At 65.6% G+C, this 23,936-nt stretch carries 24 protein-coding genes; 12 read left to right on the forward strand and 12 right to left on the reverse strand.

Annotation, left to right across the window (positions count from 1 at the left end):
• Positions 1-534: 534 nt before the first annotated feature.
• The 12 genes from ACPYN4_RS13140 to ACPYN4_RS13195 all read right to left on the reverse strand — a co-directional run bounded on the left by ACPYN4_RS13140 (position 535) and on the right by ACPYN4_RS13195 (position 10,812).
• Positions 535-1,995 carry an SCO6880 family protein gene (locus tag ACPYN4_RS13140; protein WP_424446609.1) on the reverse strand — a complete coding sequence of 487 codons (1,461 nt, stop codon included), beginning with the start codon at positions 1,993-1,995 and terminating at the stop codon, positions 535-537.
• Positions 1,992-3,359 (reverse strand): conjugal transfer protein TrbL, encoded by a 1,368-nt coding sequence (locus ACPYN4_RS13145; RefSeq protein WP_424446610.1) that lies wholly within the window; start codon positions 3,357-3,359, stop codon positions 1,992-1,994. The genes ACPYN4_RS13140 and ACPYN4_RS13145 overlap by 4 nt, the downstream gene beginning before the upstream one ends.
• Positions 3,360-3,391: 32 nt before the next feature.
• Positions 3,392-3,661: a DUF6112 family protein gene (locus ACPYN4_RS13150; protein WP_116193375.1), complete on the reverse strand. Its 270-nt coding sequence runs from the start codon at positions 3,659-3,661 to the stop codon at positions 3,392-3,394.
• 77 nt (positions 3,662-3,738) lie between these two features.
• Complete coding sequence (locus tag ACPYN4_RS13155; RefSeq protein WP_424446665.1) at positions 3,739-4,005, reverse strand: DUF6112 family protein; 267 nt, start codon at positions 4,003-4,005, stop codon at positions 3,739-3,741.
• Between the two features lie 5 nt (positions 4,006-4,010).
• Positions 4,011-5,186 (reverse strand): M23 family metallopeptidase, encoded by a 1,176-nt coding sequence (locus ACPYN4_RS13160; RefSeq protein WP_424446611.1) that lies wholly within the window; start codon positions 5,184-5,186, stop codon positions 4,011-4,013.
• Between the two features lie 12 nt (positions 5,187-5,198).
• The gene (locus ACPYN4_RS13165) at positions 5,199-5,828 is read right to left on the reverse strand and encodes a hypothetical protein (protein WP_424446612.1); all 630 of its coding nucleotides are present in this window, start codon (positions 5,826-5,828) and stop codon (positions 5,199-5,201) included.
• A 50-nt stretch (positions 5,829-5,878) separates the two neighbouring features.
• Complete coding sequence (locus ACPYN4_RS13170) at positions 5,879-6,880, reverse strand: ParB N-terminal domain-containing protein (protein ID WP_424446613.1); 1,002 nt, start codon at positions 6,878-6,880, stop codon at positions 5,879-5,881.
• Between the two features lie 2 nt (positions 6,881-6,882).
• Positions 6,883-7,707 (reverse strand): hypothetical protein, encoded by an 825-nt coding sequence (locus ACPYN4_RS13175; RefSeq protein WP_424446614.1) that lies wholly within the window; start codon positions 7,705-7,707, stop codon positions 6,883-6,885.
• Between the two features lie 78 nt (positions 7,708-7,785).
• Entirely contained in the window at positions 7,786-8,196 is a 411-nt protein-coding gene (locus ACPYN4_RS13180; RefSeq protein WP_424446615.1) for a hypothetical protein, read from the reverse strand.
• The gene (locus tag ACPYN4_RS13185) at positions 8,193-8,828 is read right to left on the reverse strand and encodes a DUF2637 domain-containing protein (protein WP_424446616.1); all 636 of its coding nucleotides are present in this window, start codon (positions 8,826-8,828) and stop codon (positions 8,193-8,195) included. The genes ACPYN4_RS13180 and ACPYN4_RS13185 overlap by 4 nt, the downstream gene beginning before the upstream one ends.
• A 17-nt stretch (positions 8,829-8,845) precedes the next feature.
• The gene (locus tag ACPYN4_RS13190; protein WP_424446618.1) at positions 8,846-9,727 is read right to left on the reverse strand and encodes a bifunctional DNA primase/polymerase; all 882 of its coding nucleotides are present in this window, start codon (positions 9,725-9,727) and stop codon (positions 8,846-8,848) included.
• Entirely contained in the window at positions 9,727-10,812 is a 1,086-nt protein-coding gene (locus ACPYN4_RS13195; RefSeq protein ID WP_424446619.1) for an ArdC-like ssDNA-binding domain-containing protein, read from the reverse strand. Before ACPYN4_RS13195 ends, ACPYN4_RS13190 begins: the two co-directional genes overlap by 1 nt.
• 238 nt (positions 10,813-11,050) lie before the next feature.
• On the opposite strand from ACPYN4_RS13195, the gene ACPYN4_RS13200 reads away from it, so the two are divergent.
• The 12 genes from ACPYN4_RS13200 (at position 11,051) to ACPYN4_RS13255 (ending at position 23,837) form a co-directional block, all read left to right on the forward strand.
• Positions 11,051-11,686 (forward strand): helix-turn-helix domain-containing protein, encoded by a 636-nt coding sequence (locus tag ACPYN4_RS13200; RefSeq protein ID WP_424446620.1) that lies wholly within the window; start codon positions 11,051-11,053, stop codon positions 11,684-11,686.
• A 91-nt stretch (positions 11,687-11,777) separates the two neighbouring features.
• Positions 11,778-12,293: a hypothetical protein gene (locus tag ACPYN4_RS13205; protein ID WP_424446621.1), complete on the forward strand. Its 516-nt coding sequence runs from the start codon at positions 11,778-11,780 to the stop codon at positions 12,291-12,293.
• Positions 12,293-13,249 carry a hypothetical protein gene (locus ACPYN4_RS13210; RefSeq protein ID WP_424446622.1) on the forward strand — a complete coding sequence of 319 codons (957 nt, stop codon included), beginning with the start codon at positions 12,293-12,295 and terminating at the stop codon, positions 13,247-13,249. Before ACPYN4_RS13205 ends, ACPYN4_RS13210 begins: the two co-directional genes overlap by 1 nt.
• Positions 13,246-14,379 carry an alpha/beta hydrolase family protein gene (locus ACPYN4_RS13215; RefSeq protein WP_424446623.1) on the forward strand — a complete coding sequence of 378 codons (1,134 nt, stop codon included), beginning with the start codon at positions 13,246-13,248 and terminating at the stop codon, positions 14,377-14,379. The genes ACPYN4_RS13210 and ACPYN4_RS13215 overlap by 4 nt, the downstream gene beginning before the upstream one ends.
• A gap of 194 nt (positions 14,380-14,573) precedes the next feature.
• Positions 14,574-15,719, forward strand: coding sequence for a hypothetical protein (locus ACPYN4_RS13220; protein ID WP_424446624.1), 1,146 nt, complete (start codon positions 14,574-14,576; stop codon positions 15,717-15,719).
• Positions 15,716-17,671: an AAA family ATPase gene (locus ACPYN4_RS13225; RefSeq protein WP_424446625.1), complete on the forward strand. Its 1,956-nt coding sequence runs from the start codon at positions 15,716-15,718 to the stop codon at positions 17,669-17,671. Before ACPYN4_RS13220 ends, ACPYN4_RS13225 begins: the two co-directional genes overlap by 4 nt.
• Entirely contained in the window at positions 17,668-18,312 is a 645-nt protein-coding gene (locus ACPYN4_RS13230; RefSeq protein WP_424446626.1) for a 4Fe-4S cluster-binding domain-containing protein, read from the forward strand. Before ACPYN4_RS13225 ends, ACPYN4_RS13230 begins: the two co-directional genes overlap by 4 nt.
• A gap of 53 nt (positions 18,313-18,365) precedes the next feature.
• Positions 18,366-18,887 (forward strand): FHA domain-containing protein, encoded by a 522-nt coding sequence (locus ACPYN4_RS13235; RefSeq protein WP_424446627.1) that lies wholly within the window; start codon positions 18,366-18,368, stop codon positions 18,885-18,887.
• Positions 18,884-19,735 (forward strand): PP2C family protein-serine/threonine phosphatase, encoded by an 852-nt coding sequence (locus ACPYN4_RS13240; protein ID WP_424446628.1) that lies wholly within the window; start codon positions 18,884-18,886, stop codon positions 19,733-19,735. The genes ACPYN4_RS13235 and ACPYN4_RS13240 overlap by 4 nt, the downstream gene beginning before the upstream one ends.
• A gap of 308 nt (positions 19,736-20,043) precedes the next feature.
• A complete protein-coding gene (locus ACPYN4_RS13245) occupies positions 20,044-22,020 on the forward strand; it encodes a protein kinase domain-containing protein (RefSeq protein ID WP_424446629.1) in 1,977 nt (658 codons plus the stop codon).
• Positions 22,021-22,022: 2 nt separating this feature from the next.
• The gene (locus tag ACPYN4_RS13250; protein WP_424446630.1) at positions 22,023-22,844 is read left to right on the forward strand and encodes a hypothetical protein; all 822 of its coding nucleotides are present in this window, start codon (positions 22,023-22,025) and stop codon (positions 22,842-22,844) included.
• 12 nt (positions 22,845-22,856) lie between these two features.
• On the forward strand, positions 22,857-23,837 hold the full coding sequence (locus tag ACPYN4_RS13255) for a KH domain-containing protein (protein ID WP_424446631.1): 981 nt from the start codon (positions 22,857-22,859) through the stop codon (positions 23,835-23,837).
• Positions 23,838-23,936 lie beyond the last annotated feature (99 nt).

Raw genomic sequence — 23,936 nt, forward strand, 5'->3', positions numbered from 1 at the left:
CCTCGATCCGGGGGAGGAGAAGGGGAAGGCGCGCAGGAAGGAGTCGTCTGCATTGATCCTTGGCGCTATCGCCTCGGTGAGGGGTAGCAATGCGCCTGGAGAAGCGGACCCCCAGACGATCCGACCCGAGTGCTGAGATGCACGATCCACGGCCAATTCCGCCCGGGCGACAAGGGCGGATGCCCGCCGTAGCGCGGTCGCGGCCGCGTACGCTTCCTCGATGCCCGCCTCGAGATTGCCGTCTTCGGCGCGGGGGATCGCGCTCTCGCTCGTATGGGCGGATGCGAGCTGACTAAGTACCTGCCCCAGTGATCTGAGGCCTCCCAGCACTTCTCCCACCACGGCGTAGGTCGCGGCCGGCTGGTCGAAGGATCGGGTTGCATGCGCGAGTGCTCGGAGCGCCTGGCACGCTTCCTCGCCATCCACGACGGGATCTTGGAATGTAGGCATTTCGCTTCCCTTGCAACGGAGTCTCTGAGGAGGTGCGTGTGGGGTCCCCGGGGTGAATGCGGCGTCACTCTCTGTCAGTTGAGGTCAGATGGTTCGGCAGAGGGGCAGCGCGGCCGCGGCGAACGATTGCGCCTGCTGTCCGACCAGCCGACGCGTCTCGCAGGCCGCCTGCACCGCGGCTTGCTCGATCGCGGCGACCGCAGCCTCGAGTTCATCCGCTGACGGGGCGGATACCGCAACGAGGCCGGTGTAGCGCAGCACGCCGTGCCCCGCGGTCAGGTCTGACTCCTGCTGGACGACGTCGTTGTATTCGGCTGTGCGCGCGGCATCCTCGATCTGACCGATCTTCGCCCGCTGCGCGGCATCCGACAGCAGCCCCACCTTCTTCCTGCGGATGTCTCGCGCGGCGATGTCGGCGCGGACCGGGGTGCAGATGAGCGAAAAGGTGCGCTGGATGCCGGAAGTCAGCAGCAGGGGGGAGAGAAAGCCCGGGAACACCTGCGACCGCGGCCATTCCGAGATCCAGAGGACTGCATGGTGGGCGGAATCGGTGCGAAGTCGATCCCAGGACTCCGTGACGGCGATCGGCCCCGCAGTGGCGAGCGACCTGCCGATGTCGCCGTGCCGCTCGAGGGCGGGGGCGGCTGCGGGGTCGTATGCGGAGCGGAGTGTGACGGCGACGTCGCCCGGTGTGAGCCATCCGGTGGAGGTCAGGTCGGCGGCACGCAACGCCGTCGCGAAGGTGGTCATCTCCTGCCGGAGGACGCTCGCCGCGCCCTTCATCCCGCCGCCGGCGGCGCGGATCGGTCGGGCGGCGGCGCGCAGGTCAAGTGCGAGCGAGATCGTGGTCGCGTGGCGTTCACCGGCGGGGCCCGCGCGGTCGATGAGCTCCTTGTACGTCACCGCCGGCCAGGTGCTGTCGTCGATGCCGTGCCGGGCCCACCATTCGGCGAGGCCGCTGCCGGAGCTGGGGACGGTGCGTTCGGAGACCTGTACGCGCGCGATGCGGCCGGATCGGCACACGGTTGCGAGCACGCGACCCCAGCCCGCGACCCGCCGTTCCTGCTCGCCGCCGTCGAGGAGGACGAACGCGGGATGTGTGATGCCGACGACGGCGGTCAACGTCTGGGCGTGTGGATCCTGGATCATTGCGGCGCCGGTCTCCGGATCCACCCATTCGCGCAGCGCCGCGGCGTCTCCGGGGAGAGCGAGCGTCCCGGCGGGACGTGGTCGCACGACGTCCGCTCGGAATCTCAGCTGGCCTCCGACGCTCCGCCAACCCCACTGCAATGCGATCGGCACCCATTCGATGATCTTGCGTCCGCCGACAGGGACGAACGAGAACACGAGGCTGGTCGCCCAGATCGGTGAGGTAACGCCGAACAGGATGCCGCCGCCCATGTACACCGCGGTCGTGAACGCGATGAGTCCAATGGCGAGTGTCACGAGCTGTGCGAGCGACAGCCCGAGCAGTACGCCGCGCTTGGGTAGCCGGGAGAACTGAACCGGGCGGAGCTGATTCGTGCGCGTACTTGTGGCGGTCATGCGGGGGTCCTCTCGCGCGGAGTGGGAATCGGACGCGGCGGAGCAGCTGTAGGCTTCGGCTGCGGGGCCGGAATAGCGCCCGCCGGCGCACCCGTCATTGTCGGCAGCTCAGTCGGGACGGCGCCCTCGGCATGTCCGGATGCGGCGTGGCCGGCGGCAGCGCCCAGCTTCGGGCCGGCGGTCGCCGCCTTGCTGACCACCTGACCACCGATGACAATGGCTGCTGCGGGGCCAGCCGCCGCGGCCGCACCGGCTCCGCCGGCGCCCGTGGCTCCCGCTCCGGTAGCTGCCGTGCCGGCGGCCCCCGATGTGCTGGCGCTGGCCACCGCACCGCCAGCGCCAGGTGCGGTGGACGTGGCGCCCGCTCCCGAGTCCTTCGATGCGCCCGCACCGTCGAGAATCGATTTCGCCGCCCGCCCCGTCGCCGGCGTCACAGGCACAGGAACGGGACGGTTCATTGCGCCTTTCGCCTCCTGTTCGGTGGACATCGCGTGGTACATGTCGACGCCGACGAACGAGATGAACTTGTAGGTTATGTACGGGGCGAAGGCTGCGACGAGCATGAGCACCACTCCGGCGATCGGGTCGCTGATGGACGCGAGGTCGAGATCGATCGGTGCTGCAGTCTGGTTGACGGCGACGAGGAAGAGGACGACGAGAACGAGCTTCGAGAACACGAGTGCGACGACGAACGCGACCCACTTGCCGAACCAGCCTCGCGCGGCATCCCACGAGAACCCCGCCAGCGCGATCGGTGCGAACACGATCGCGACGAGCAGGAGCGCCTTTCGGATAAGAAGCGAGAACCAGACGATCGCTGTCGCCGCTATCGCGAGCCCGGCGAGGAAGATCGTCAATATCGCACCGACACCGGGACTCGCGACGTTCACCGCCATCAGTCCGGTCGCCATGAGAGCAATGCGATCGCCCATTCCCTCCATCGTGTTCCCCGTGGCTTGGACGATCCCTATCGCCAATCGATCGGTGATCTCGAGGAGCGTCGCAGTGAGCGTGATCGCGACGAACGATCCAAGAACGGACTTGCCCAGCCCGATCGCGGCGCGCGAGAGGGCGGTCGGATCGCGGTGCGCGAGCCCTGTGATCAGCTGGAGGCAGAAGAAGACGAGCATGACGAAGAGCGCGACGCCGAAGAGGAGGTTGTACACCTGCACGTACTGCGCTCCCGTCACATCGACGAGGGTTGTCGTGTCGAAGACCGTCCACACGGCCTCGAAGAACCACGCAGCGGCGCCGCTGAGCGTGTGAGCGAGCCAGTCGAACGGCGCAGCGACGAGGGAAGCGACGCCGGATCCAACGGATTGGCATACGTCGGCGATGACCGGGATGTCGCACACGCCAGCCACTCGGTCCGCCTCTCTTCGCAGATCAGGTCAGGTCAGACGGACTGGCCGACGCCCCAGAAGAAGTTCACGAGCGTGACGGACGCGCCGCAGATCACGGCAGCGCCGCAGGCGACAAGCACACCGAGCTTTCCCCTCGACGCGAGATGAGGGTTCGACGAGTTCGCTCCGTACCCCCATGCGACGGCGGCGATGATGAGTGCGAGCACGGCGAGGATGAGGCCGACAGTCATCACGGCGCCGACGATGACGCGGAGCTGCTCGATGCCGGGAAGTCCCGAACCGTTGGGTGCGATATCAATCACGGTCTTGCTCCTTGTCTGGGCTGAAATGAACCTGCGTACAAGGTGCGCGCGGCGTCCCCGCAATCGCGAACAGACGGTTACAGCTGCTGACCGATCCCGATGAGGAAGTTCATCCACGCAACGCCAGCGCCGGCAAGTGCCGCCGCGCCTACGGCGACGAAGAGACCGGCACGGGATCGCATGGCTGACTGGTAGTTGCCGCTCGATGCAGCGATCGCCCAGGAGACCGCGCAGATCAGAGTTGCGAGCACAGCGAAGACCAACACGTACATGAGGAGAGCACCCACGATCGCGCGAAGGTCCCCCGCGCCTCCGACGGCACCGAAGTCAGGGAATACCTCCACGACGATCACCTCGCGACTGTCGCGACGCACGTTGAGGCGTCGGATTCGGCGGACTCGAGCCCCGCAGCACGGTGATCGGAGAGCCAGGATGCCGCGTCGATCGCCGGCTGGAAGGTGCCGCCGGGACGGATCTCCAGGTGAAGGTGAGTTCCGGTCGACTTGCCGGCAGTGCCGACATCCGCGATGTGCTGGCCGGCTTCGACTCGCTCGCCCACGCTCACATGGATTCCGGTGGGCCACATATGCGCGTAGGTGGAAGCGACGCGCATCCCGTCGATCGTGTGCTCGATGATCACCAACTGGCCATACCCGGGAGATGGGCCGGCAAAGCTGACGACGCCGTCGGCTACGGCCATGATCGCTGTTCCGTCGGCGGCGGCGTAGTCCGTGCCAGCGTGAAACGCCCGCTGTCCCGTCACCGGATCCGTCCGCCACCCGTAGCCGCTGCTACGAACCCAGGTTCCGGTGGCGAGCGGAAATACGACTCGTGTTGTCTCCGGAACCGATGCGAGCGGGGAGTCGTTCGCGCCCGCGCTGATGGCAGGTTTGGTGAGGGCCGCGATGATGGCCTCTGCGACGGGCTGATAGTTCTGGTACCGGTCGGGGAAGGCCGAGTGTTCGACCGCCTGCGCAGCGGATCCGGGGTCTGCTGTTTGCCACCCCGCGATATCAAGGAGTCCCGCCGGCGACGGGTAGTTGGGGCCGTCTATGCCACCGAAGAACGCGCGCGCCTGGTAGTTCGGGTCCATGAGCTCCTCGACGTCGCCCCACCCGGAAGTTGGTCGCATCTGGAAGAGACCGAGCGAGTCGTGGTCGCTAGCGACGCCGTCGTTGGGCATGTCGAGCGATGCGGGGTGCGCGGCGTTCGCCAGCATCCTCAGTGTCGACTCCGTGAGCGCCGCCATCAATGCGATGATCACGCCTTGCCTCCCGACGCCCTCGACTCCGCTGCCGACGGTGATGATCGTCGCTGCGTGCGTGAGCTGTGCACGGCGAAGGGTCACGGACACGCCGTCGCTCGTGGCCGCTGTGAGCTCGTCTGGCACCTCGGAGACGACGAGCTGGCCGGATGCCTGGCATGCCGCAAGAGCAGCAGGAGAATAGACGAGCGGCACCGCGAGCATCCCCGCTAGGGGGAGCAGAAACAACGCCAGGACGAGGCCGATGATGATCTTCTTCATGTTCGGTGCTGGTCATCGAAGCGGGTTGTCGACTTCGGAGAGCCGAAGCAGATGGCATTCGTCGAAACTGGGCTCGCAGGCGATGAAAAGCGTGAACGCGATCGGTCGAGACGTCTTTTGCGCGTCTGTGCCGACGGTGCCTGCTCGGTGGCGCGTCCCCGAGATCGTGTAGGCGACCGTGCCGGGCAGCATGTCGCCTTCCGCGGCCTGGGCGAGGGCGACGTCCCAGGATGCCGGGACGTAGATGTCGTCGATCGTCAACCACTGGCGGGTTGCGTAGGTGCGCAGCTGCGCCCAGGCATCCGCCGTCGGGAAGTAGGAGCGCACGTCGGACGCGAGCGCCGCCGTCTCGAAGCCGGACGGATCGCCCGCGTCGACGATGACCTGTGCGTAGTCGGTCAGCTCGAACTCCGTCGTGTCCCACGTGATCAGGGCATCAGCGGCGTCACGAGCGAAGGCCTCAGCATCCGTCGTGGAGACAATCGCGGGGAGCGCGCTGTGCGACGGAGCCGGCGTCGAAACACCTGGCGCGGACGCCGGAGTTGTCGGATCGTTCGTCGGCGTGACTGCGTTGGGGGAGGGGGCGAGGACGAGGCCGTAGAGTCCGACCCCGACCAGTGCAGCGACTACGCCGAGGGTCACCGCGAGCAGGACAACGAGGCGTCGACGATGTGGACGCTGTGAGGGTGCCATCACGCGATCTCCCGTCCGAGCTGAGCGCGTGCGCTGCGCAACTGAGTGAAGAACTCGACCGTGAATGCGAGGGTCTCCTCGAACTGCGCGAGTTGCTCGTCGGTCAGCTCGGTGGCGACGGCGGCGACGTCGAAGTGGGTCCACCACTGGTCGAGGTCCTCCCACACGCGCACGAACGCGCGCACCGGGAAGACATGAGTGGACGCGCTACGGGCCTTACGGGCGTTGCGACCACGCTTGGCGTCCTTGACTCTTGCGAGCGCGGCGTTCGCCAGCTGCTCGAGTTCGTCGGGAGGGTCGAAGTCTTCGGGTGTTTCGAAATCCTCGATCGTTCGCGGCGTCGGACGAATGACTTCACGTATCCGTGCGTGGGCGGCGGTGACGCTGCCGCCCTCGTCGATGACCCGCAGCTCCTCGATCGCCATTTCCCTCAGTGCGGGGTCGGTGACGGGGCTTGCCACGAGCCGCTGAAGCTCTGCGATGCGATCGAGCGTCGTGTACGACGCCTTTCCGGTCACCATCAATGCTGCCTGCAGCCGGCTCTTTCCCGGCTTGAATTGCGGTGGTGCCACGGTGGCACCGCCGTGGTTTCCGCCTGGATCCCCCTGCCGGCTGAACTGCGTCACCGCCTGGCGCCGCTGCGCGTCTTCTGAGATGTACTCCTTCAACTCGGTGTAGAGCGTCGTGGCTTCGGTGGGGGTGAGCGGCTTGTGGAGCACGTTCTCCGCTTGCTCGGCGAGCAGCTCTGCCAGCCGATCCGACACACCGGATCGCACCCAGACCTTGATGGTCTTCTCTCCGAGCTGCTTCAGTGCCTCGAGTCGTCGGGCGCCGCAGACCAGGATCCCCTCGGGCGTCACGGTGACGGGCTGCAGCAGTCCGTCGCGGGTGATGGACGCGGCGAGTTCGTCGATGTCGCCGTACTCCTGGCGATGCCGGTTTCCGACGACGATCGACGCAATCGATCGTTCGAGCTCGATGTGGCCGATTCGCGCGTTCACGGTCACTGCCTCGCCTTCTCGGCGGGCGCGGAGAGACTGACGGCAAGAACAAGGTCGTCATCGGTCAGCAGCGACCGAAGCGGTTCGCCGATGAGCAGGCGCAGCAGGATGCCGCGACCCGCGGTCGTGCGGGCGACTTCTGGCTCGGGGTTCCCGAGCACGGCACGAAGCAGCCCGTTCCACGACGTCGACGACAGGTCGAGGAGGGTTCTGCCGTGGATGTCGCGCCGGAGCGACTCCCATGCGGTCGCGCGGGAGGACACCTCGCTCAGGCGCGCGCAGACGTACTCCATTGCGGTGCGCGCGGGCGTGCGGGGCCAGCCGAGGAGGGTGAGGAATGCGATCGCGCTCTCGACGGCCTCGACGATGCCGGTTCCTTCCTGCGGATCCTCGGCTTCGTCATAGTCACCGAATGACTCCACGCGCAGCGCTGGGTGGTAGTCGCTCAGTGGGTTCTCCCGATCGCTGAACCGCTCGGGGTCGTGGAACGTGGAGAACTCGGGGCGACGGGCCTGATAGACCGAGCACAGCAGCCCGTTCGCGCGCTCTTCAGCGATCATCGTCACCTGGACGGCACGCGTCACGACCGCCCACGGATCATCCGCGTTCCGGACCGCGGCCGAGCGCATGGCATCGAAAGCGGCGGCTCCGGCATCCCAGGGGTCCAGGCCATGCTTGCGGGCCAGCTTGGCGTATCGCTTGACCACATGCGCCATGAGCGCCTCGGCTTCCCGGTCGTGGCGCCACGCGCCGTGATCCTGCGCGGCGAGGCGTTCCAGAAGCGCGCGAAGTCCCTCCGAACTCTCGAACTCGTCGCGCTCGCGCACCGGCTCGTCCCCGGCGTCCGTCGGAGATGACGATGCGCCTGTCGCTGACCCTGAACGCTGGCTGACCATGGCAACCCGCTATCGACCGATCCCGGAGCGCCGTACAGCGCCGTGCACGTGGCGACCACTGCCGAACGCAGTGACGGGTGGCAGATGGAGCGCGCGGTCACGAATGGCACGTCGTGTCGCCGCCACCCCCTGGGTGGGCAAGGCGCGGGCGCGGCGCGCGATCGACGATTCGAGGTCGATGCCCTGCCCGGCGACCCGGCCGGTGACGACCGGTACGAGTTCAGTCGGCCGCATCCAGACGACCTCGCTGCGCACGCGCTCGGAACCCGACAGGCTGAACGGCTGCCGCTCCAGCGAGGGGTCGCCGTGTCGCGCGAACTCGGACACCTCGTCGCCGGCAGACCGGGCGGAGCGCGCAGGATCGTCGGCTGAGGCGCGGAATCGCACGTCGGGCCGGTGGTCCCGGTCGTACTCGTTCATGGCGTGGCCCCTTTCTGAAGGTCAGGTGTGCCGAGCGTCCCCGCGAACCATCGACCGACTGTCGAGGGGTGGACTCCCGTGGCGCTCGCAATCTCTTTGTTCGACATCCCGCGCTGACGCATCAGCGCCGCGATGTCTCTACGCGCACCCTTCCCCGGAACGTCCGGATGCGGGTGGAGTTGCACGACTTCTGTGGATGGCGTCCGAGCGGCGGATGCTGTGGAGGAGTGAGGCATCCGGAACCTCTGGGTGAGCACGACGGTGAGGTGCGTGATCGCGAGCAGGACCAGCGGCGGTACCGCCGCGACCGATGCAGCGAGCACCGGTGGGACGTCCGCGTCTGCGGCGACGACGGCGTGGATCGCGTTCGCAGCGACGGAGACCGCCGCGCCCGCGATCAGGAGCATCCACGGGTACCAAGCCTCCCGGCCACCTGCGAGCGCGACGACAGAGACCGTCCCCACGACGATGATCCCGTCGACGATCAGCGGCCACGCCCAGGCTTGATTGGTGGCGATGCCCGACCGATGTGCAAGATCGGCGAGGGCAGTGAATGACAGCCAGAAGGCACCGATCGCGATGAAGACGGTGCCCGCCACCGCCGTCCACACGGCGAGGCGCCCCGATCGCATTGGCGCATTCTCCGAGATCATGAGATCACGCGGCCCTTCATCGATGGCGCGGTTGCGCGGGTGCGAAAGGGCGGTGTCGTCCCCACCACCGTCCGATACGCGGATCGGATGGTGGTGAGGATCTCGGCTTCCTTCAAGCCGACGCGGACTGCGGCCGGGCCGAGAACAGCTCGAGCGTTGTCATCAGGCACGCCGTTCTCCGCCAGACGGCACGCCGCCCAGTAGAGCGCTCGGTTGCGCTCGCCCTCCATCCGGGTGGCGAGCCAGCCAGCGATCCGGTCTGTGTCGACATCCCGATGGGCAGAGTCGGCAGTGCTCGTCGGGGGAGCCGGCCGGGGGTCGAGGAACTGCCGAAGGGCGACCGCGTCGAGCGGCACTGCGCCGGGGCGCCCAACGCCGATCATCTCGTAACTCGACCTGTTGCCTTCGAACATCACCCGCGACGGTGGGACGATCACGTAGCCGCCTTCGCCGCGGAAGTCGATGCCACACCTCGCCGCTTGCCAGGACGGCTGTGGTCGCTGCGGGTCGGCGGGGTAGTAGGCATGCATGCCGCCGGATGCTGTCTTCACCAGAACCTGCCAGCGGTCGACCAGTCCCTCCCGGCGGGCGAGTTCGAAGGGACCGAACCCGCGCACCCGACCGTGCACATCGATGTCAACGACCTCGAGTCCGGATCGGGAGCCGGTCGGCATCCCGATGTTCGCGTCGGGCCATCGCGCCCACCACCCTCTGACCTGCTCGACATCTGAGGTCGCGTCGTGGAAGCCGTGTTGGGTCAGCGGACGCTTCTCAGCGGCCCTGCACGGAAACACCGGCACCCCGGCGTCCGCGAATCGTGCGGCTCCCTCCGCGGGCGGAACCCCCAGTACGGATGCAAACAGCGCTGCGGTGTCCATCAGAGCACCGGCCCAGCCGTCGTGGAACGCGCGACGTGTCGCCGGTGGGATCCCGTGTGGGGGCTGGCGTCGAGGCTTCGCTCCCACGGTCGCCCTTGTGCCGATTGCCTCGATAGGCCCGGCGGATCGCCGGCTCCCACCTGAGCCGTATGCAGCTGCGAGAGAATCGCGACAGCGGTCGACCGCACACGTTCACCCGTCGCCTGAACGACCTCGACCGGCGTCTTCCCTTCGACGGAGGTCGCCCACGTCGCTACGTAGGGGATCGTGTAGCTCGACGTGTCGAGCCCGTGCGCCGCGCCGATCATCAGCGCGACAGACTCGGCCTCGACCTCGCCGATTCCCCGATGGAGGGATGCCTCGGGGTGATCGGGGCCGTGGAGCTCCACGTGGGCAAGCTCGTGCGCGAGCGTCTTCACGCGCGCTGCCGGATCGATGTCGCCTCGGACGGCCACGCTCCGAGTGAGGTAGTCGGTCATGCCGTTCGCTCCTCCCAGGTCCCGATCACTGTCGACAAGGCGCAACGAGTACCCCCGTGCGCGCACCAGCGTCGCGAGGCCGTCCCACATCCCCGGCGGTGCCTCACCCTCCAGCAGCCGCGGCCGAGGTTCTTCCGGAATCGGCGCACCGCTGGTCTGCGAGGCATCCCAGACGTATGCCGGGCGCACGCCGACCAACCGGGACTGCACAGCCTCGCCCCGCTGAGGGGCCTCGCGGGGCGCGAGCATGCGCCACGACTCGGCGACCTGCGGAGTGCGCGAAGCGAATCGGCGCACGACGGGCGCGAGGATCATGTAGCCGGGCTGGCCGCGATCGACGGACCGGCCCAGTCGCAGCCACTGCCGGAAGCCGGCGACGTATGTCGGCGTGGGGGCGGAGACCCTACCCTGCTCGAAAGCTGCGGCGTGCTGCATCCAGATGAGCAGGGTGTTGTTGAACGATCGAGAGCGAAACCGGGCCGCAAACGCGAGAGCGCGGGTCCAGTCCTCACCCGTCACAAGATCGGCTACCGCATCAGCGAGCTGAGCGTGCAGCCGGTCGAGCTTGGCCGCTGTGACATCGTCGCCGGATCTCTGGTGAGCCATCGTAGGTCCCCTTCGTCGCAGCCGCGTTTGGCGGCTTCGACAGCAGAGGTACGTCTTGACTCACCGTTGCGGTCGTCTATGTGGCGGCGGCAAACGGGGGAGTGCGCAAGATCTGTATGCGTACATAGGTGCAAGATACGCCCGATGTGCTGAAATAGATAGCAAACGAGCGCCATGTGCGTAGCGATAACCTGTCGTCGTGGGTAGACGTTCCCAGGGCGAGGCCGGCGCGTGGTCGATGGACCTGGTGCGCGCTATTTCGACTCTTCGCGACGCCGCCGGAATGACGAACCAGGAGTTGATCGAGCGCTCCGAAATGTCGGCGAGCTACTTCTACGGTCGACTGCGCGGCGCCGCACCCTTCGACGCGAATGACATCGAGAAGCTCGCCTGGGCTCTAGGGACCCATCCCCACGAGATCTCGCGCGTCGCAGCATCCATCGGCGACGCTCGAGAGATCGAGCCCATCCTCGACGCGGACGCGACGGAGCTTGCGCGCAGGTTGTCAGCGGTTTCGCGTGCGCCTCGCCTCGACGGATCCGCATTCGATATCGACGGTCTCGTCAGCGAGCTTGCCGAACGTGGGGTTTCGCTGGACCGCGACGAGTGGGCGACCCTGCTCACGGGGGACTCGAGTGCACCTATTCGTGTGAGGGTGCTTGAAGGCGTCGGGGCTTATGCCGGCGTCCCGACGGCGTACTTGCTCGACTTGGATGACGCTGCCGCTGTGGAAGCCGCGGAGGCGAACTTCGAATTCCGCGAGGCGCTGAATGCATCCGGGGCGGATTCCGTGTCAGCGCGGGCTGTCGGTGAAATATCGCCTGCCGCGCTGCGCGCGATTGCACAGACCCTTCGTTCGATCTCTGCGCAATAAAGTATTCACCTGACCTCGACTGCGCATCGGCGTACAGTGGGGACCATTCGAGCGATCGCTGTATCGAGATCGTGATCGGAGGTCAGGCGTCATGAGCTACCGCGCTTCTCGAGATCATGAAGAACTGCGCGCCCACGCCGAGGCGCAGCTCGAACGCCTCAACCTCCCCGGTGACGTCGAGCTGGAAGACATCGTCCGACAAGTCGCCAGAGCCACCGGCAAGAGGATTGACGTCGAGCCCGTCGGCGATCGCGACTGGGAGAACATTACCGGCCTGGTCCTGTTGACGGCCGACTCGGCGAAGATCCTCGTGCGCAAGTCCGACCCACGTTGGTACCAGTTCCACACGGTGTTGCACGAACTGTCGCACGTCGTGTTCGAGCACACGGGATGTGCGACCCTGCCCGTCAAACATCCCGGATCTCGCCACGTACGCGCCGGTCAGACCGTGCTCGCGCGAGGCATCGTCACCCCGGACTTCGAACTCGACCTGGACTTCGCCGACACCGAACTCGTCATGGAGGCCGAAGCGGGGAAGCTGTCGCAGCTCTTGTCGAAGATGCTCCTTCAACCTCGCCACGGACACGACGAGGCGGTGTTCGGCTGATGACGCTCACCATCGAGGCTGTCGCTTTCCTCGCGCTGCTGCTGCTCACGCTTATCCGACTGCCGTCCGCCATCCGTGAGCCCTCGAGCCGGCTCACCTGGATCGCCACGATCACGGGACTTGCAGCCGTCTTCATGGTCGGAGTCGTCATCCCCTTGCCGATCGTCGACGGCTGGCTCGGCGGAACGAATGTAGCGAACCTCATCCAGAATATCCTCGCGACCACGGCATTCTGGTTCGTCATGCAAGCGGCGCTCACGCTCGACGGCAGCAGGTTCAAGCCGCGCAGCCTCTGGGAGCTGCCCGCGATGTACCTCACCTTCACCGTCCCCTTCCTGCTGATCGCCGATCGTGGATCGACAACGGACGAGTTCATCAAGGAGACGGCAGATCAGATCGGCCTGTGGGCATACGCATCGCTCTATATGGGATGCGTCGTCCTGATCATGATCCGGATGCTGCGCGGAGTTCGCGGACGGAAGCCTCGGCCGTACATCCTGATCCGTATCGGCGCGTGGGCGATCCTCGGGGCGAGCCTCATCGAGATCGTCTACCTGAGCCTCCGCGTTGCCGGCCTGGGGCGGACGCCGAGCGTCGAAGCGGTCGGGGCGCTGTTCACAGTTCCGTTCTACGGCGGGGTCGTGCTGGTGTGCGCCGGCATCATCGTGTTCGCCGTCGCCCGCGCCGGCCGGAGGTCGATGAACGCGACACTCGGGCGGCTCCTCGCCAAGGCGAGCCTCGATCGCGGGATGATCGTCAAGCCCATCCCTGATGAGGATCCCGTGCACGAGACATACCGGTTGGCGGTCCGGCTGACGGACATCGCCAACGGTCAGGAGCTGACAAAGCGTGAGCGAGTTCTCCTGCGCGCCGCGACCGAGATGCTCGATCGGCAGATGAGGGCGCCAGCGGTGGTCCGGATGTCGAGCGCTGCGGGGGCGGTGAGCGCACCTTGAAGGTGTTCGGCGTTGTTGCCGCGATCCTTGGCGTGCTCGCAGCGACTGCTGCAGTAGTGATTCGGATGCTGGCACGCCGCGTGGTCGGCGTTGAGCCGCGCCGCAAGACCGTGACCGTCCGTCGTGTCGGCGACGCGATCGAACTCCCGCGGAGCGACCTCACGATTGTCGACGGGAACTATGGCCTCTGGTTTGGGGAGCGATTCGAGCACCACGCGCTGATCGGGCCAGTGGTGTCGGCGGATGGCAATCGCGTCACCCGACGCGTGCTCAAGACCACCGCTCCAATCAGCACGCAGCCGTTCGAAGCTCAATGGACCGGCCACACAATGAGCGGGCCTGCCGAAATCGATCCCGATTGGGAGGACGTGACGGTACCGTTGCGCGATGGCGGCTCGGCGCCGGCATGGCTCTTCCGGGGTGCGTCGCTCGATGCGCCGTGGGTGATCCACGTTCAGGGCATCCGCACCTCGAGACTCGTGACCCTGCGCTCCGTCGAGGTGGCGCAGAACGTCGGTCTGACTTCGCTCGCCATAACCTATCGAGGTTCCGGGGATGGGCCGCCGGCGTCAGCGTCGACGCTCGGGCAGCGCGAGTGGACGAACCTGGCGGACGCAGTCGCCTACGCGCGTTCACAAGGAGCTACCGCGGTCTACGTTGTGGCGTGGTCGATGGGTGCGGGGCTCGCGCTTGAGCTTCTTCGCCACGACCCTATGGCGTTCGATCGGCTTGCTCTGATCGCGCCGGCGACGAACTGGCGAGGATTGGTCAGGCAGGGTGTCAAACGCGCGGGCTTGCAGAGGTCTCTCGCCTCCGTCGTGATGTGGGCATTGGGCACGCGCGTCTTGAGTCGGCTACTCGGGATGCCGGCGTCGATCGACTTCGATCGGCTCGACTGGGCCCACGATCTTGCGATTGCTGTGCCAACCGTGGTGGTCCATTCGAGCGGGGACGAAGAGGTCCCGTTCGAGCTCACGAAGGGCTTTGTCGCTCGGCACCCAGGTGTGGCTCTCGTGGAGACAGCAGCGGCCCCTCACGGGTGGGAGGCGAATGTCAATAGGGACGTGTTCCTGTCTGCTCTCAGATCGTGGCTCGACACGTCTGCTGAGAACGCGCGCGGGGCGCGCTAGCGCTGACTCTGGCTCGCCTGTCGCGTGCCATCGCTGAGGCCTGCCCGACAGTACAGACCTTCCGCGAGTCGCAATGCGCTTCGTCCAGCTAGTCGCGGTGCCGGCTCGCGCTCCGTCGATCACATCTCCTTTCCGCGGTTGAGGGTCGCCGGTGGCGGATAGGCTTCCGCTCAAGAGTGTCTGGGGAGATTCGTATGAGCGGCCCGAAGGGGTATGGCTATTCGGTGGTCTCGGAGGCGGAGATGCGCCGACGGGAGGATGAGGCGCGTGCCGGGCGCTGCGAGCAGCATGTCGTCACGCTTGCTGGCTTGACCGGTCAGCTGCGGTTCTACGAGGCGTCCATCCCACAGCCGCTAGCTGAACCGGCGCAGCGGACACATGAAAGCTTGATCGCGTGGGAACTTGCGCTGCAGAAGGCGATCGGTCATTCGGAGTCCCGCCTGCGCGAAGCAGCCGCAATTGCGATCGATCGACGACTGAACTCATCGAGACACGAGGTTGATGCCTCAGGTGTGACGCTTGGTGCTCGAAAGCCCGCCTCACGCCCCACCGACACTCCTCTCGCTCGCACTCCAGACGTCGCAATCCTTTCGAACGAGATCGACAAGGTTGTCCAAGTCATCGCACAGCTCCAAGATCAGGTGGTTCGTGACGAGCTGGCAGCGAGCGCCGAACGAATCGTCGCGATGTCCGATGTCGCTCAGGCAAAGGGCGATCTGCTGACGCTCAAGACAAGGACGGCGAGCGCGCTTCAGACGCAAGATCTCCGAAGGCTCGCTACCGAAGCCGTGCTTGACGTCGCGCATGTAGCATCCCCGGAGGCCGACGCGCTCCGCGCCCGCGCGGAACAGGTTGCCTCGACTCAAGACGTCGCTGACATCCGTAGGGGCGTGACCGAGACGCTTTCCGCCGTTGTCCGCGCGAGCGACGCGGAATTCGTGGAGGCGGCGCTGGAGGCTGTCCTGGACGAGCTTGGGTTCACCATTGGCGCCGGGTTCGAGCTGGCAGACCTCGGGCGCTCTGTCGCGGTCGCGAATCACGCGGACCACCCCGGGTTCGGTGTCCGCGTTCAACTCAATCCTGCCAACGGCATGATCTACACCCGACTCGTATCTCAACGCGCCTCAACTCCTGAGGAAGACGCCCGAGCGGAAGACGAGACTTGCGTGAAGGTTCACTCGCTCGCTAAGAACCTGGCCAAGCACGGCGTCGCGGCCGACCTGAAGTCGGAACGACTCCCCGGCGAAGCCCCAGTAGAGCGTCAAGAAGATCGATCTACGAGCACTCGGCGCAAGCGACCGCGTGCCCACACCTCCCCGCAGACGAGGACAGCTCGATGACGCACCCGATCCCCGAGCCATCTTCGGGTGCGCCTGCGTGGCTCGCTCCACGCGAGCGCTCCACGCCCATGTGGTTGCGCACCCTCTACGCGTCACTCCCGGTCGCTGCAGTGTGCGTCGTCCATGGGGGGATTCACGATCTCCACGCCATTCCTGTTGGCGGCCAGCTCCGGCCCGACACGACAGTCAATGCGATCTGGCAAGTGCTCAGCGAGAGTGGCTTCCACGCCTTGCTTACCTTCGATCCCCTGAACGGGCTGGAAATCAGGAAGCTAGCCCCTGGTTGGAGTCGGGAGACGGTTGTCGAGTCTCTCGGGCGTCGAACGAAGGCGAAGCTCGTCGAGAACCTGCTGAGGTCACCTGCCGAGCGAGCGCTGCAGGCGGCAGAGGACCCTGCCATCGCGGATGTCAGCTTCATGGGCATGGACGCCATAGCCGAAGCGGTCGCTACGACGCACGAGCCCGCGATGGCACTCGTGATCGATTACACGTCTCAAGTTCGCGCTGAAAATGCACCCGACGACCCGGGGTTCCGGCAGCTGATGCTGGCTTCGCTCGTGCTTGCGAACAGCCACGCCACCGTGCATGACCAGCGCGTGCGGTTCCCTCGACCAGGGCAGTCCGGCTTGCTGCGGCACCCCGTTATCTGGCTGGTTGATCGTGCCGACGATCTTCCGCCGTGGCTGACGCACGGCGACGGCATCCGACCGATCCCGATCAGCACTCCTGATGTCGATAGCCGCCAGAGCGTTGCGGAACTTCTCCTTGCAGGGCAGGTGGAGGAGGAGCAGATCGGCGCGGTCGCAAAGCGGTTCGCGGAGGCGACAGAGGGCCTGTCAACCCGTGGAATGTTCGAGGCAGTCCACCTCGCGCGTGGGACCGATTCAGTCTCGACCGACATCGAAAGCGCTGTCCGCACATACCGCGAGGGCCTCTCCGAGAATCCCTGGCAGAGCACCCGCCTGCGTGAACAACTCGCGGACGGTGAAGCGGTGCTCCAACGTCGCGTCAAGGGGCAAGATGAGGCAGTCGGGCGCGTTTTCGACATCCTTCGCCGTTCAACCCTGGGCCTCACCGGAGCACATCAGTCGAAGCCTTCCAGCGCACCGCGCGGTGTGCTCTACTTCGCCGGACCGACCGGCGTCGGCAAGACAGAGATGGCGAAGGCGATCGCCGAACTCGTCTTTGCAGACGAGCGAGCACTGCTTCGCTTCGACATGTCCGAGTTCCAGGACGACCACGCGAAGATCCGTCTCGTTGGCGCGCCGCCCAGCTACGTCGGATTCGGAGCTGGGGGCGAGCTGACCAACGCGATCCAGGAGCGTCCTCACTCGATCTTGCTTTTTGACGAGATGGACAAGGCCGGCCGCGAGGTATATGACCTGTTCCTTCAGATCTTGTCCGATGGGCGACTCACGGACGGTGCCGGCCGCACGGCATCCTTCACGGAGTCACTCATCATCTTCACCTCGAACCAGGGCGTCGCCGCCGCCGGCGACCTGCTCACACTCAACATGGGCAACCCGGATGAAGCGGCCCTGTACGAGAAGACGATCAAGCAGGCCGTGCAACATCACTTCCGCGAGAACCTCGGTCGTCCCGAACTGCTCGGACGGCTGGGCGACAACATCGTCGTGTTCCGCCCCATGCAGGGCCAGTTCGCCACCGACCTCGCGGGGCACTTCATCGATACGGCACTCGCGAACGTGCGCCGACGCGTGGGAAACACGGTGATCCTCACTCATGACGCAAGGGACCTGCTCATTGCGGCGATCACGACTCGCGACGACCTCGCCAACGGTGGCCGCGGAATCACCACTGCCCTTGAGAATCGGCTGGTAAACCCACTGAGCCGCGTCCTCTTCATGGTCGGCCCTGATGCCAGCCTCACGATCACCGGAGTCGGGCAGGATGACGCCGGTCAACCGACTCTGAACGTCGAGCCGACATGAAGATCCAGGTGAACCGCATCGCACACCCCGTCACCGTTCTCGGTCCGGGGCGTCGGATCGGCGTATGGGTACAGGGGTGCCACATCGGCTGCCCAGGATGCGCATCCGTTGACACATGGGACGCTGAGACAGGCGAGACGCTCGATACTGCGGCACTCGCATCCGAGTTGGCAACGATTATCAAGGCAGACGACCTGACTGGTGTCACCCTCACAGGCGGCGAGCCGACCGAGCAAGCCGCCGAGCTGACAGATCTGGTGATCCGCCTGCGGGACGAAGTCAAGGACCGCCAGCTCGATGTCCTCATGTTCACGGGTCGGACTGCAAAGGCTGCCGAACGTACCGCGCCGAATCTGTGGGCGGTCGTGGATGCCGCGATCTGTGGGCCATACCGTGAAAGTCGGCCCGGTACCGATGCGCTCATTGCCAGCGCAAACCAGACTCTGGTGGTGCGCACTGAACTTGGCGCCGAGCGCATGGGTGAACTCGAACGCACTACGCCGACGATGCTTCAGGCCCGCGTCGGCGAGGGTGAGATCACCCTCATTGGCTTGCCTGGCCCTGGGGACTTGCCGCGGATCGAGGCGGCGCTGCGGCAACGTGGCGTGGTTATGGAGGGGCGATCGTGGCTGACTCCATGACGTGTCCCGCATGCATGCAGCAGCATCCCGTCGGCACCACTTGGTGTCCCATCATGTACACCGACATCACCAGCATCCGCGAGGCACCTGAGCCCTCGCCCGACACGTCGCCCTCTGAGCAACCTGCACCTGCCCGCCAGTCGGTCGACTCGAACGCGACCTGTCCGAATTGCGGCGCGTCAGGCCGGGGCGGCTCGCCGTGTATCCAGTGCTTCGAGCTGATCCCGAGCATGGCACCTGCGACAGCCGGTGCAGTGTTCGCGGTCCTGCCGTCGCTCCGAGCTGTGTCTCTTCCGCGCGGGCGTGACGTTATGGTCGGGCGCCAGAGCAGCATCCCTGAGATCAGTACCGAACTCGAGTTGTTCGACGGGGTATCTCGTCAGCACTGCATCCTCAACATCGATACTGACACTGACACCGTCACCATCCGTGATCCTGGCTCGCTCAACCGCACGTGGGTCGACGACGATGACCGTGAGATCGGTGACGGCGAACTCCGGCGAGCAGATCTGCCCGTGCGGATCCGACTCGGTCAGACGGCGTACCTGACCATCACCACGGAGGTGACTCGATGAGCGATCAGTTCCTACCCATCGATGCCCCCAAGTACAGGGTCGAGGCCGAGATCTGTGGTCGCACCGAAATTGGACCCATCAGGACCGAGAACCAGGACGCTGTCATGGTCGCCACCGCAGTCGGAATGGCTTCAGGCACGCGCCTCTCCTGGTCGGGGGTGGTGCCAGACCGGGGCATCTCTGCTGCCGTCATTGATGGGATGGGCGGATACGCGGGCGGAAGCGACGCCGCGGCGATGGTTGCCACCGAACTCGCGAAGACCGCACTCGACCACAACTCCGAGCGCTGGGACGAGTGGTTCTCATCTCTATCGTTGAAGATCGCAGCTGCCGGCGAAGCCTTGGGAACTCCCGACATGGGAGCGACTGCCGCGTTGATCGGCTTCACCCCGACGGGCCTCGTCGTGGTCAACGTCGGCGATTGTCGCGTGTACCGCGCCGTTAGCGGTCATCTCGGGCAACTCTCCGTCGATGACCGAACTGATGATCCAGAATCATCCTCAGTGACGCAGGCACTCGGCGGACGTCGCCGACTCGACGCCCACGCATGGCAGCAGACCTATGCCGGCGGGAAGGAGCGCTTCGTACTGTGCTCCGACGGAGTGTGGTCGACGCTAGACGCCAACATGTTGCGCGACTACTGCACTGCCGATGCGACTCCCGGGCACATCGTCGATGCGATTGCCGAAGCGGTCTACGAACAGGAGTCGCGAGACAACGCGTCGATCATCGTCATCGACCTCACCGCCACTGCAACTTTCAGTGGAGAGAACCCGGACGCGGGCAAAGTACACACGTCGTCGGTGAGCGTCGAGGCGGGCACGATTGAGGAGACGACGGGACCGTGAGCGATACGCCGACCGCCTACGAGGGACGCACACCCCCCACAAGACGCGAACCGACCGCGAACTCAACCCGCCGCGAGACCCCCGGCGGCGGTCGCGGAGACGCACCCACCCGACGAGAAGGCAACGGCGAGCCCCGAAAGACTCGACGGCTCAATCTGCCCGCTGCAGTCGCCGGTCACTACGACTACCTCCACGACCTCCCCACAGCTGGCGGGGAAGCCGACATTGCGCTCCTTCGATCCCGAGCCACGAAAGAAGAGGTCATCTTCAAGTCCTATCGCGCGGGTCTGGCTCCCGACCCTGTCGCGATGGACATCCTGCGCACGGCTGATACTCGCCACATCGTTCGACTCATCGACCTGAACGACGGTGACGACGGTGTCTGGGAGATCCAGGAATACTGCTCCCTCGGATCTCTCCGCGACTGGGTCAGCGCGCGGGGCGGGCGACTCCCGAGTGATCTACTCACCGCTGTCGTCAGCGAGATCGCCGCTTCGCTTGAGTATCTCCATGAGCTCAGCACGGGCGTTGCCCACCGCGATCTCAAACCTGCGAACGTGCTCGTCCGCTCAGCGGAACCTGTCGACCTGGTCCTTACCGACTTTGGACTGGCCAAGGCACACCAGGCGTTCACCCATTTGACGACGACAGTCAAGGGCACCTGGCACTATGCCGCCCCCGAGGTTCACTCCAAACAGTCATCTCCCAAGTCGGACTGGTTCTCCCTCGGTGCGATGGTTTACGAGTTCTACACCGGCCGCAAGCTCTTCGCGCTGGCAGACGGCACCGACGTCTCAGAGGACGACGCCAAGTCTCGCAGCGTCTCCCGCAACTACTCGACCGACCTCATCGACGACCCGCGCTGGAAACTCCTCGCCGATGGACTGCTGACGTGGGACAAGGACAACCGCTGGGGTGCCGCGCAGGTTGAGGCGTGGCTGCGAGGGGAATCTCCCACAGTCTTCGACGATCGCGCCAAGTCGACACGTTCAATCGGATACCGCCCCAACTGGAGCCCCACCCTTGTAACCACGCCGGAACAGCTGGCCGAACAACTGCGACAGCATTGGGATGCGGCTGCGACGGAGCTGGCGGGCCGCCCCGATCAGAAGATGACGCGGTTCCTGGAAAGCTTCGGGTATCTCGAAGACGCCATCCGAACTATCAACTCCAACGAGTCGCCGGGCACCAAGCTCGTCCGGCTGCAGGGCATCCTGGACGCGGACGGCCCGATACACTTCAGGGCCGTTTCGCTCGACGATGAGTCAATACGCGACCAGATCAGGGCTGCGTCGGCGAATGACACACGGGCGCTGGATTGGCTCGAAGCCGTTCTGAACGAGCACATTCTCACCGCATTCGCAGAGGTCACTGGAGCTGCGGAGGCAGCGAAGGCGGACTACTTGCTGAACAGGTGGCTCGTACAAGCAGCGGAAACGATGCGGCCGTTGCCCCGCGAATATCAGGAGATTGCTCGGCGGGAGTTTCGGGCGGCGCTTCCCATGCTTTTCGCGCGGGCACTCGGCGAGGAACCGCCGCCCGCATCACGGGAAGAAGCACCCAATGCTTCCGATGCGGTGGCAAGCCCGGGTGTGCAGACCGCCGACCGCCGCGGACTTTGGTCGCGGTTGTTCTCCAGCCGAGCGAAACGAGAAGATCCAATCCCTGTGCCGAGCAACACCACGGGCCTGTCGGATCGTGTTGAGACACCGGATATCGCAGCATCTCCAGCTCCGAAAACAGGTCAGGGCACGACAACGCCGCCGCGACGCACCCAGGCGAGCAACACCGTAGCGCCCACGCACACGGTGACCTTTACGATTCCACGCCACGCGATTGGGCGAGTCATCGGAACGGCTGGGAGAACGATTACGCAGATTCAGCACGACACTGATAGCCACATCAGCATCGACGACGATGGCACCGTCCGAGTCACCGCACGCATGGCCGCCGACGCCGCCCGAGCGCGTGAGTCCGTTGAGGCGATGGTCGAGCCCCGACCTGTCGGCGGAAAGCCAACCGCGCCCATCCCAAAGCTCGGTGACCGGTATTCCGCCACCGTGAAGAGTCTCGCTGTCTTTGGCGCCTTTGTCAGCCATCCCGCGGGCAAAGACGGTCTCATCCCCATCAAGGAGCTACGAGTCCTCGCGGGTGGACAGCGGATTGAACAGGTCGGCGACGTAGTTCACGTCGGGCAGCAGCTCGAAGTCGAGGTGACGTCGGTCAAGGCGAACGGGGACTTCGGGCTTGCGATCGTCCGTGGGCCTCGTAGCGGGGCGAGCTGAACATGGCGACGACAACGCTGGGCGAGCCTGGTTGGGTGCGTGAGACTCGAGGGTTCGCGACGCGCGATCTCGGTTCAGCGACATGGGTTTCGGGGCTCGTGACTGCAGTCAGTCACGCGGCCGATGATGATCTCGGAACGCTGCTCGTGGCACGATCGGCCTTCGAGAAGGCAGCGACGGATCGTGATGCTGAACTTGCCCGCCAGCGTGCAGCGCATGCCGCGCAGCTTGAGCGCGATCGTCAGCGTGCGGAAGCCAACGCCCGTGCCGAGCAGGAACGTGAGCGAGAACGGGATCGCGCGCGGGCGGCAGCCGCGACCCTTCAGCGCGAACGACAGCAGGCCGAGGTCGCACGTCAGGAGGAACGTGCGCGAGTGGAGCGTGCGCGCACCAAGCAGGCAACAGCCCAATCCTGGCGTGAGAGCGTCATGCCAATGTACGGCTATGGGCTAATCGCGAGCGTTCTCTACAGTCTCTACGCCGCCACTTCGCTGCAGGGGTACTGGGGCGGTTTGGGGCTCTCGTCCGCTGGCCCTATTGACCGGACCATGACTATTGAGGAGTCCGTCGGCCAGGCATGGGAGTACGGCTGGCCCATCCTGCTGACATGTCTTGCGTCGATGGCGATAGCGCTCTTGCTCGACTGGAACGCGGCCGAGTATCTGAGGGGCACGTGGAGGATGCTCACCGTCCCAGCAGGACTCCTCGCCGGACTGATCGGGTGGAGTGCGAGCAATCCCTACGTCATGCCCTGGGCTGTCGGTATTGGCTGGATGCTCGGTGCTCTCATCGAGCTTGTGACGAGTCCACGGCTCCGGGCATAAGTGGGTCCAGTCTTGAGCGGTACCAACGATTGGGTCATCGACGCGCGGCGCATTGCGCAACGCGACCTCGGGAGCGCTCCTTGGATCGCACAACTCAAGCAAGAACTGGCCGACGCCGCCGAAGACGATCTTGGCGTCTACATCGTCGCACGAGCCGCCATGACCCAAGCTGCGTCCGAACGTGCTGCCGAACTTGCACGACAAGACGCGGAGAGGGCGGCGGTAGGCAATTGGTGGGATGGAAGGATCGCGGCAGAGCAGGCCACACGACAGGAGTCAGCCAACCAGGAGGCCGTCCGCGTCGTCGCCGCAGCGCGCGAAGAACTGGCATCCCTATCCAAGAAGAGCGGCGACCGGGAACGCTGGGACAAGGTGTTCGGGCCTATCGCCGTGACGGTGGGCGTGATCATCGTCGCGTTCGCCCTGATAGTTGGCTTCATTGCGGCACTCGAGAACTCCTACGGCGACGTCGGCGATGCTCTCTTCGCAACATTCCTCGGTGCCGCATTTCTCGCTTTGCCGCTCATCCCAGCGATCGGAGCTGTCGCGTACGGCATCGCGTGGATCCTTGCGGCATTGATCGTTGGACCCGTTCTCCTCGTCTCGGGCAGTACAGTTCGCGCGGAGAAGGCACGGGTTAATGAGCGCATCGCCTCCACTCGCCCCTCGACGGTGCGTCTCGTGCGTATTCCACAAGACGACGTCGGCAAAGTCATAGGTAAGGACGGGGAGGTGATCAAGCGCATTCAACAAGCGACCGGAACACGGATCGAACTGGAGGAGTGGCACGCCGACCTTCGGTCAACGACAAGCCGTTTCGGCGCGAGGCCAACTCGCACCGAACGATCCTTCTATTCCGAGTCGCCCGCCCACGTGCGTGGGTCACGGATCGGCGTGGCCTGCATCAGCGGCAAGACCGCAGCGGCCGCCGAGGCGGCCCGTCGATCGCTCGACGCGCTTGTCTCCGGACCCGCTGACGACATGCGGCGCTGAACTCCGGCACCTGTCAACTCCACACGTCTTGCAGATCGAGGGCGAACGGGCATCATCGCGACGGATGTCACGGCTCCCGTGGGGGCCGCCACACACCTC

The organism is Microbacterium sp. CH-015, from assembly GCF_049707015.1.
Taxonomy (GTDB): domain Bacteria; phylum Actinomycetota; class Actinomycetes; order Actinomycetales; family Microbacteriaceae; genus Microbacterium; species Microbacterium aurum.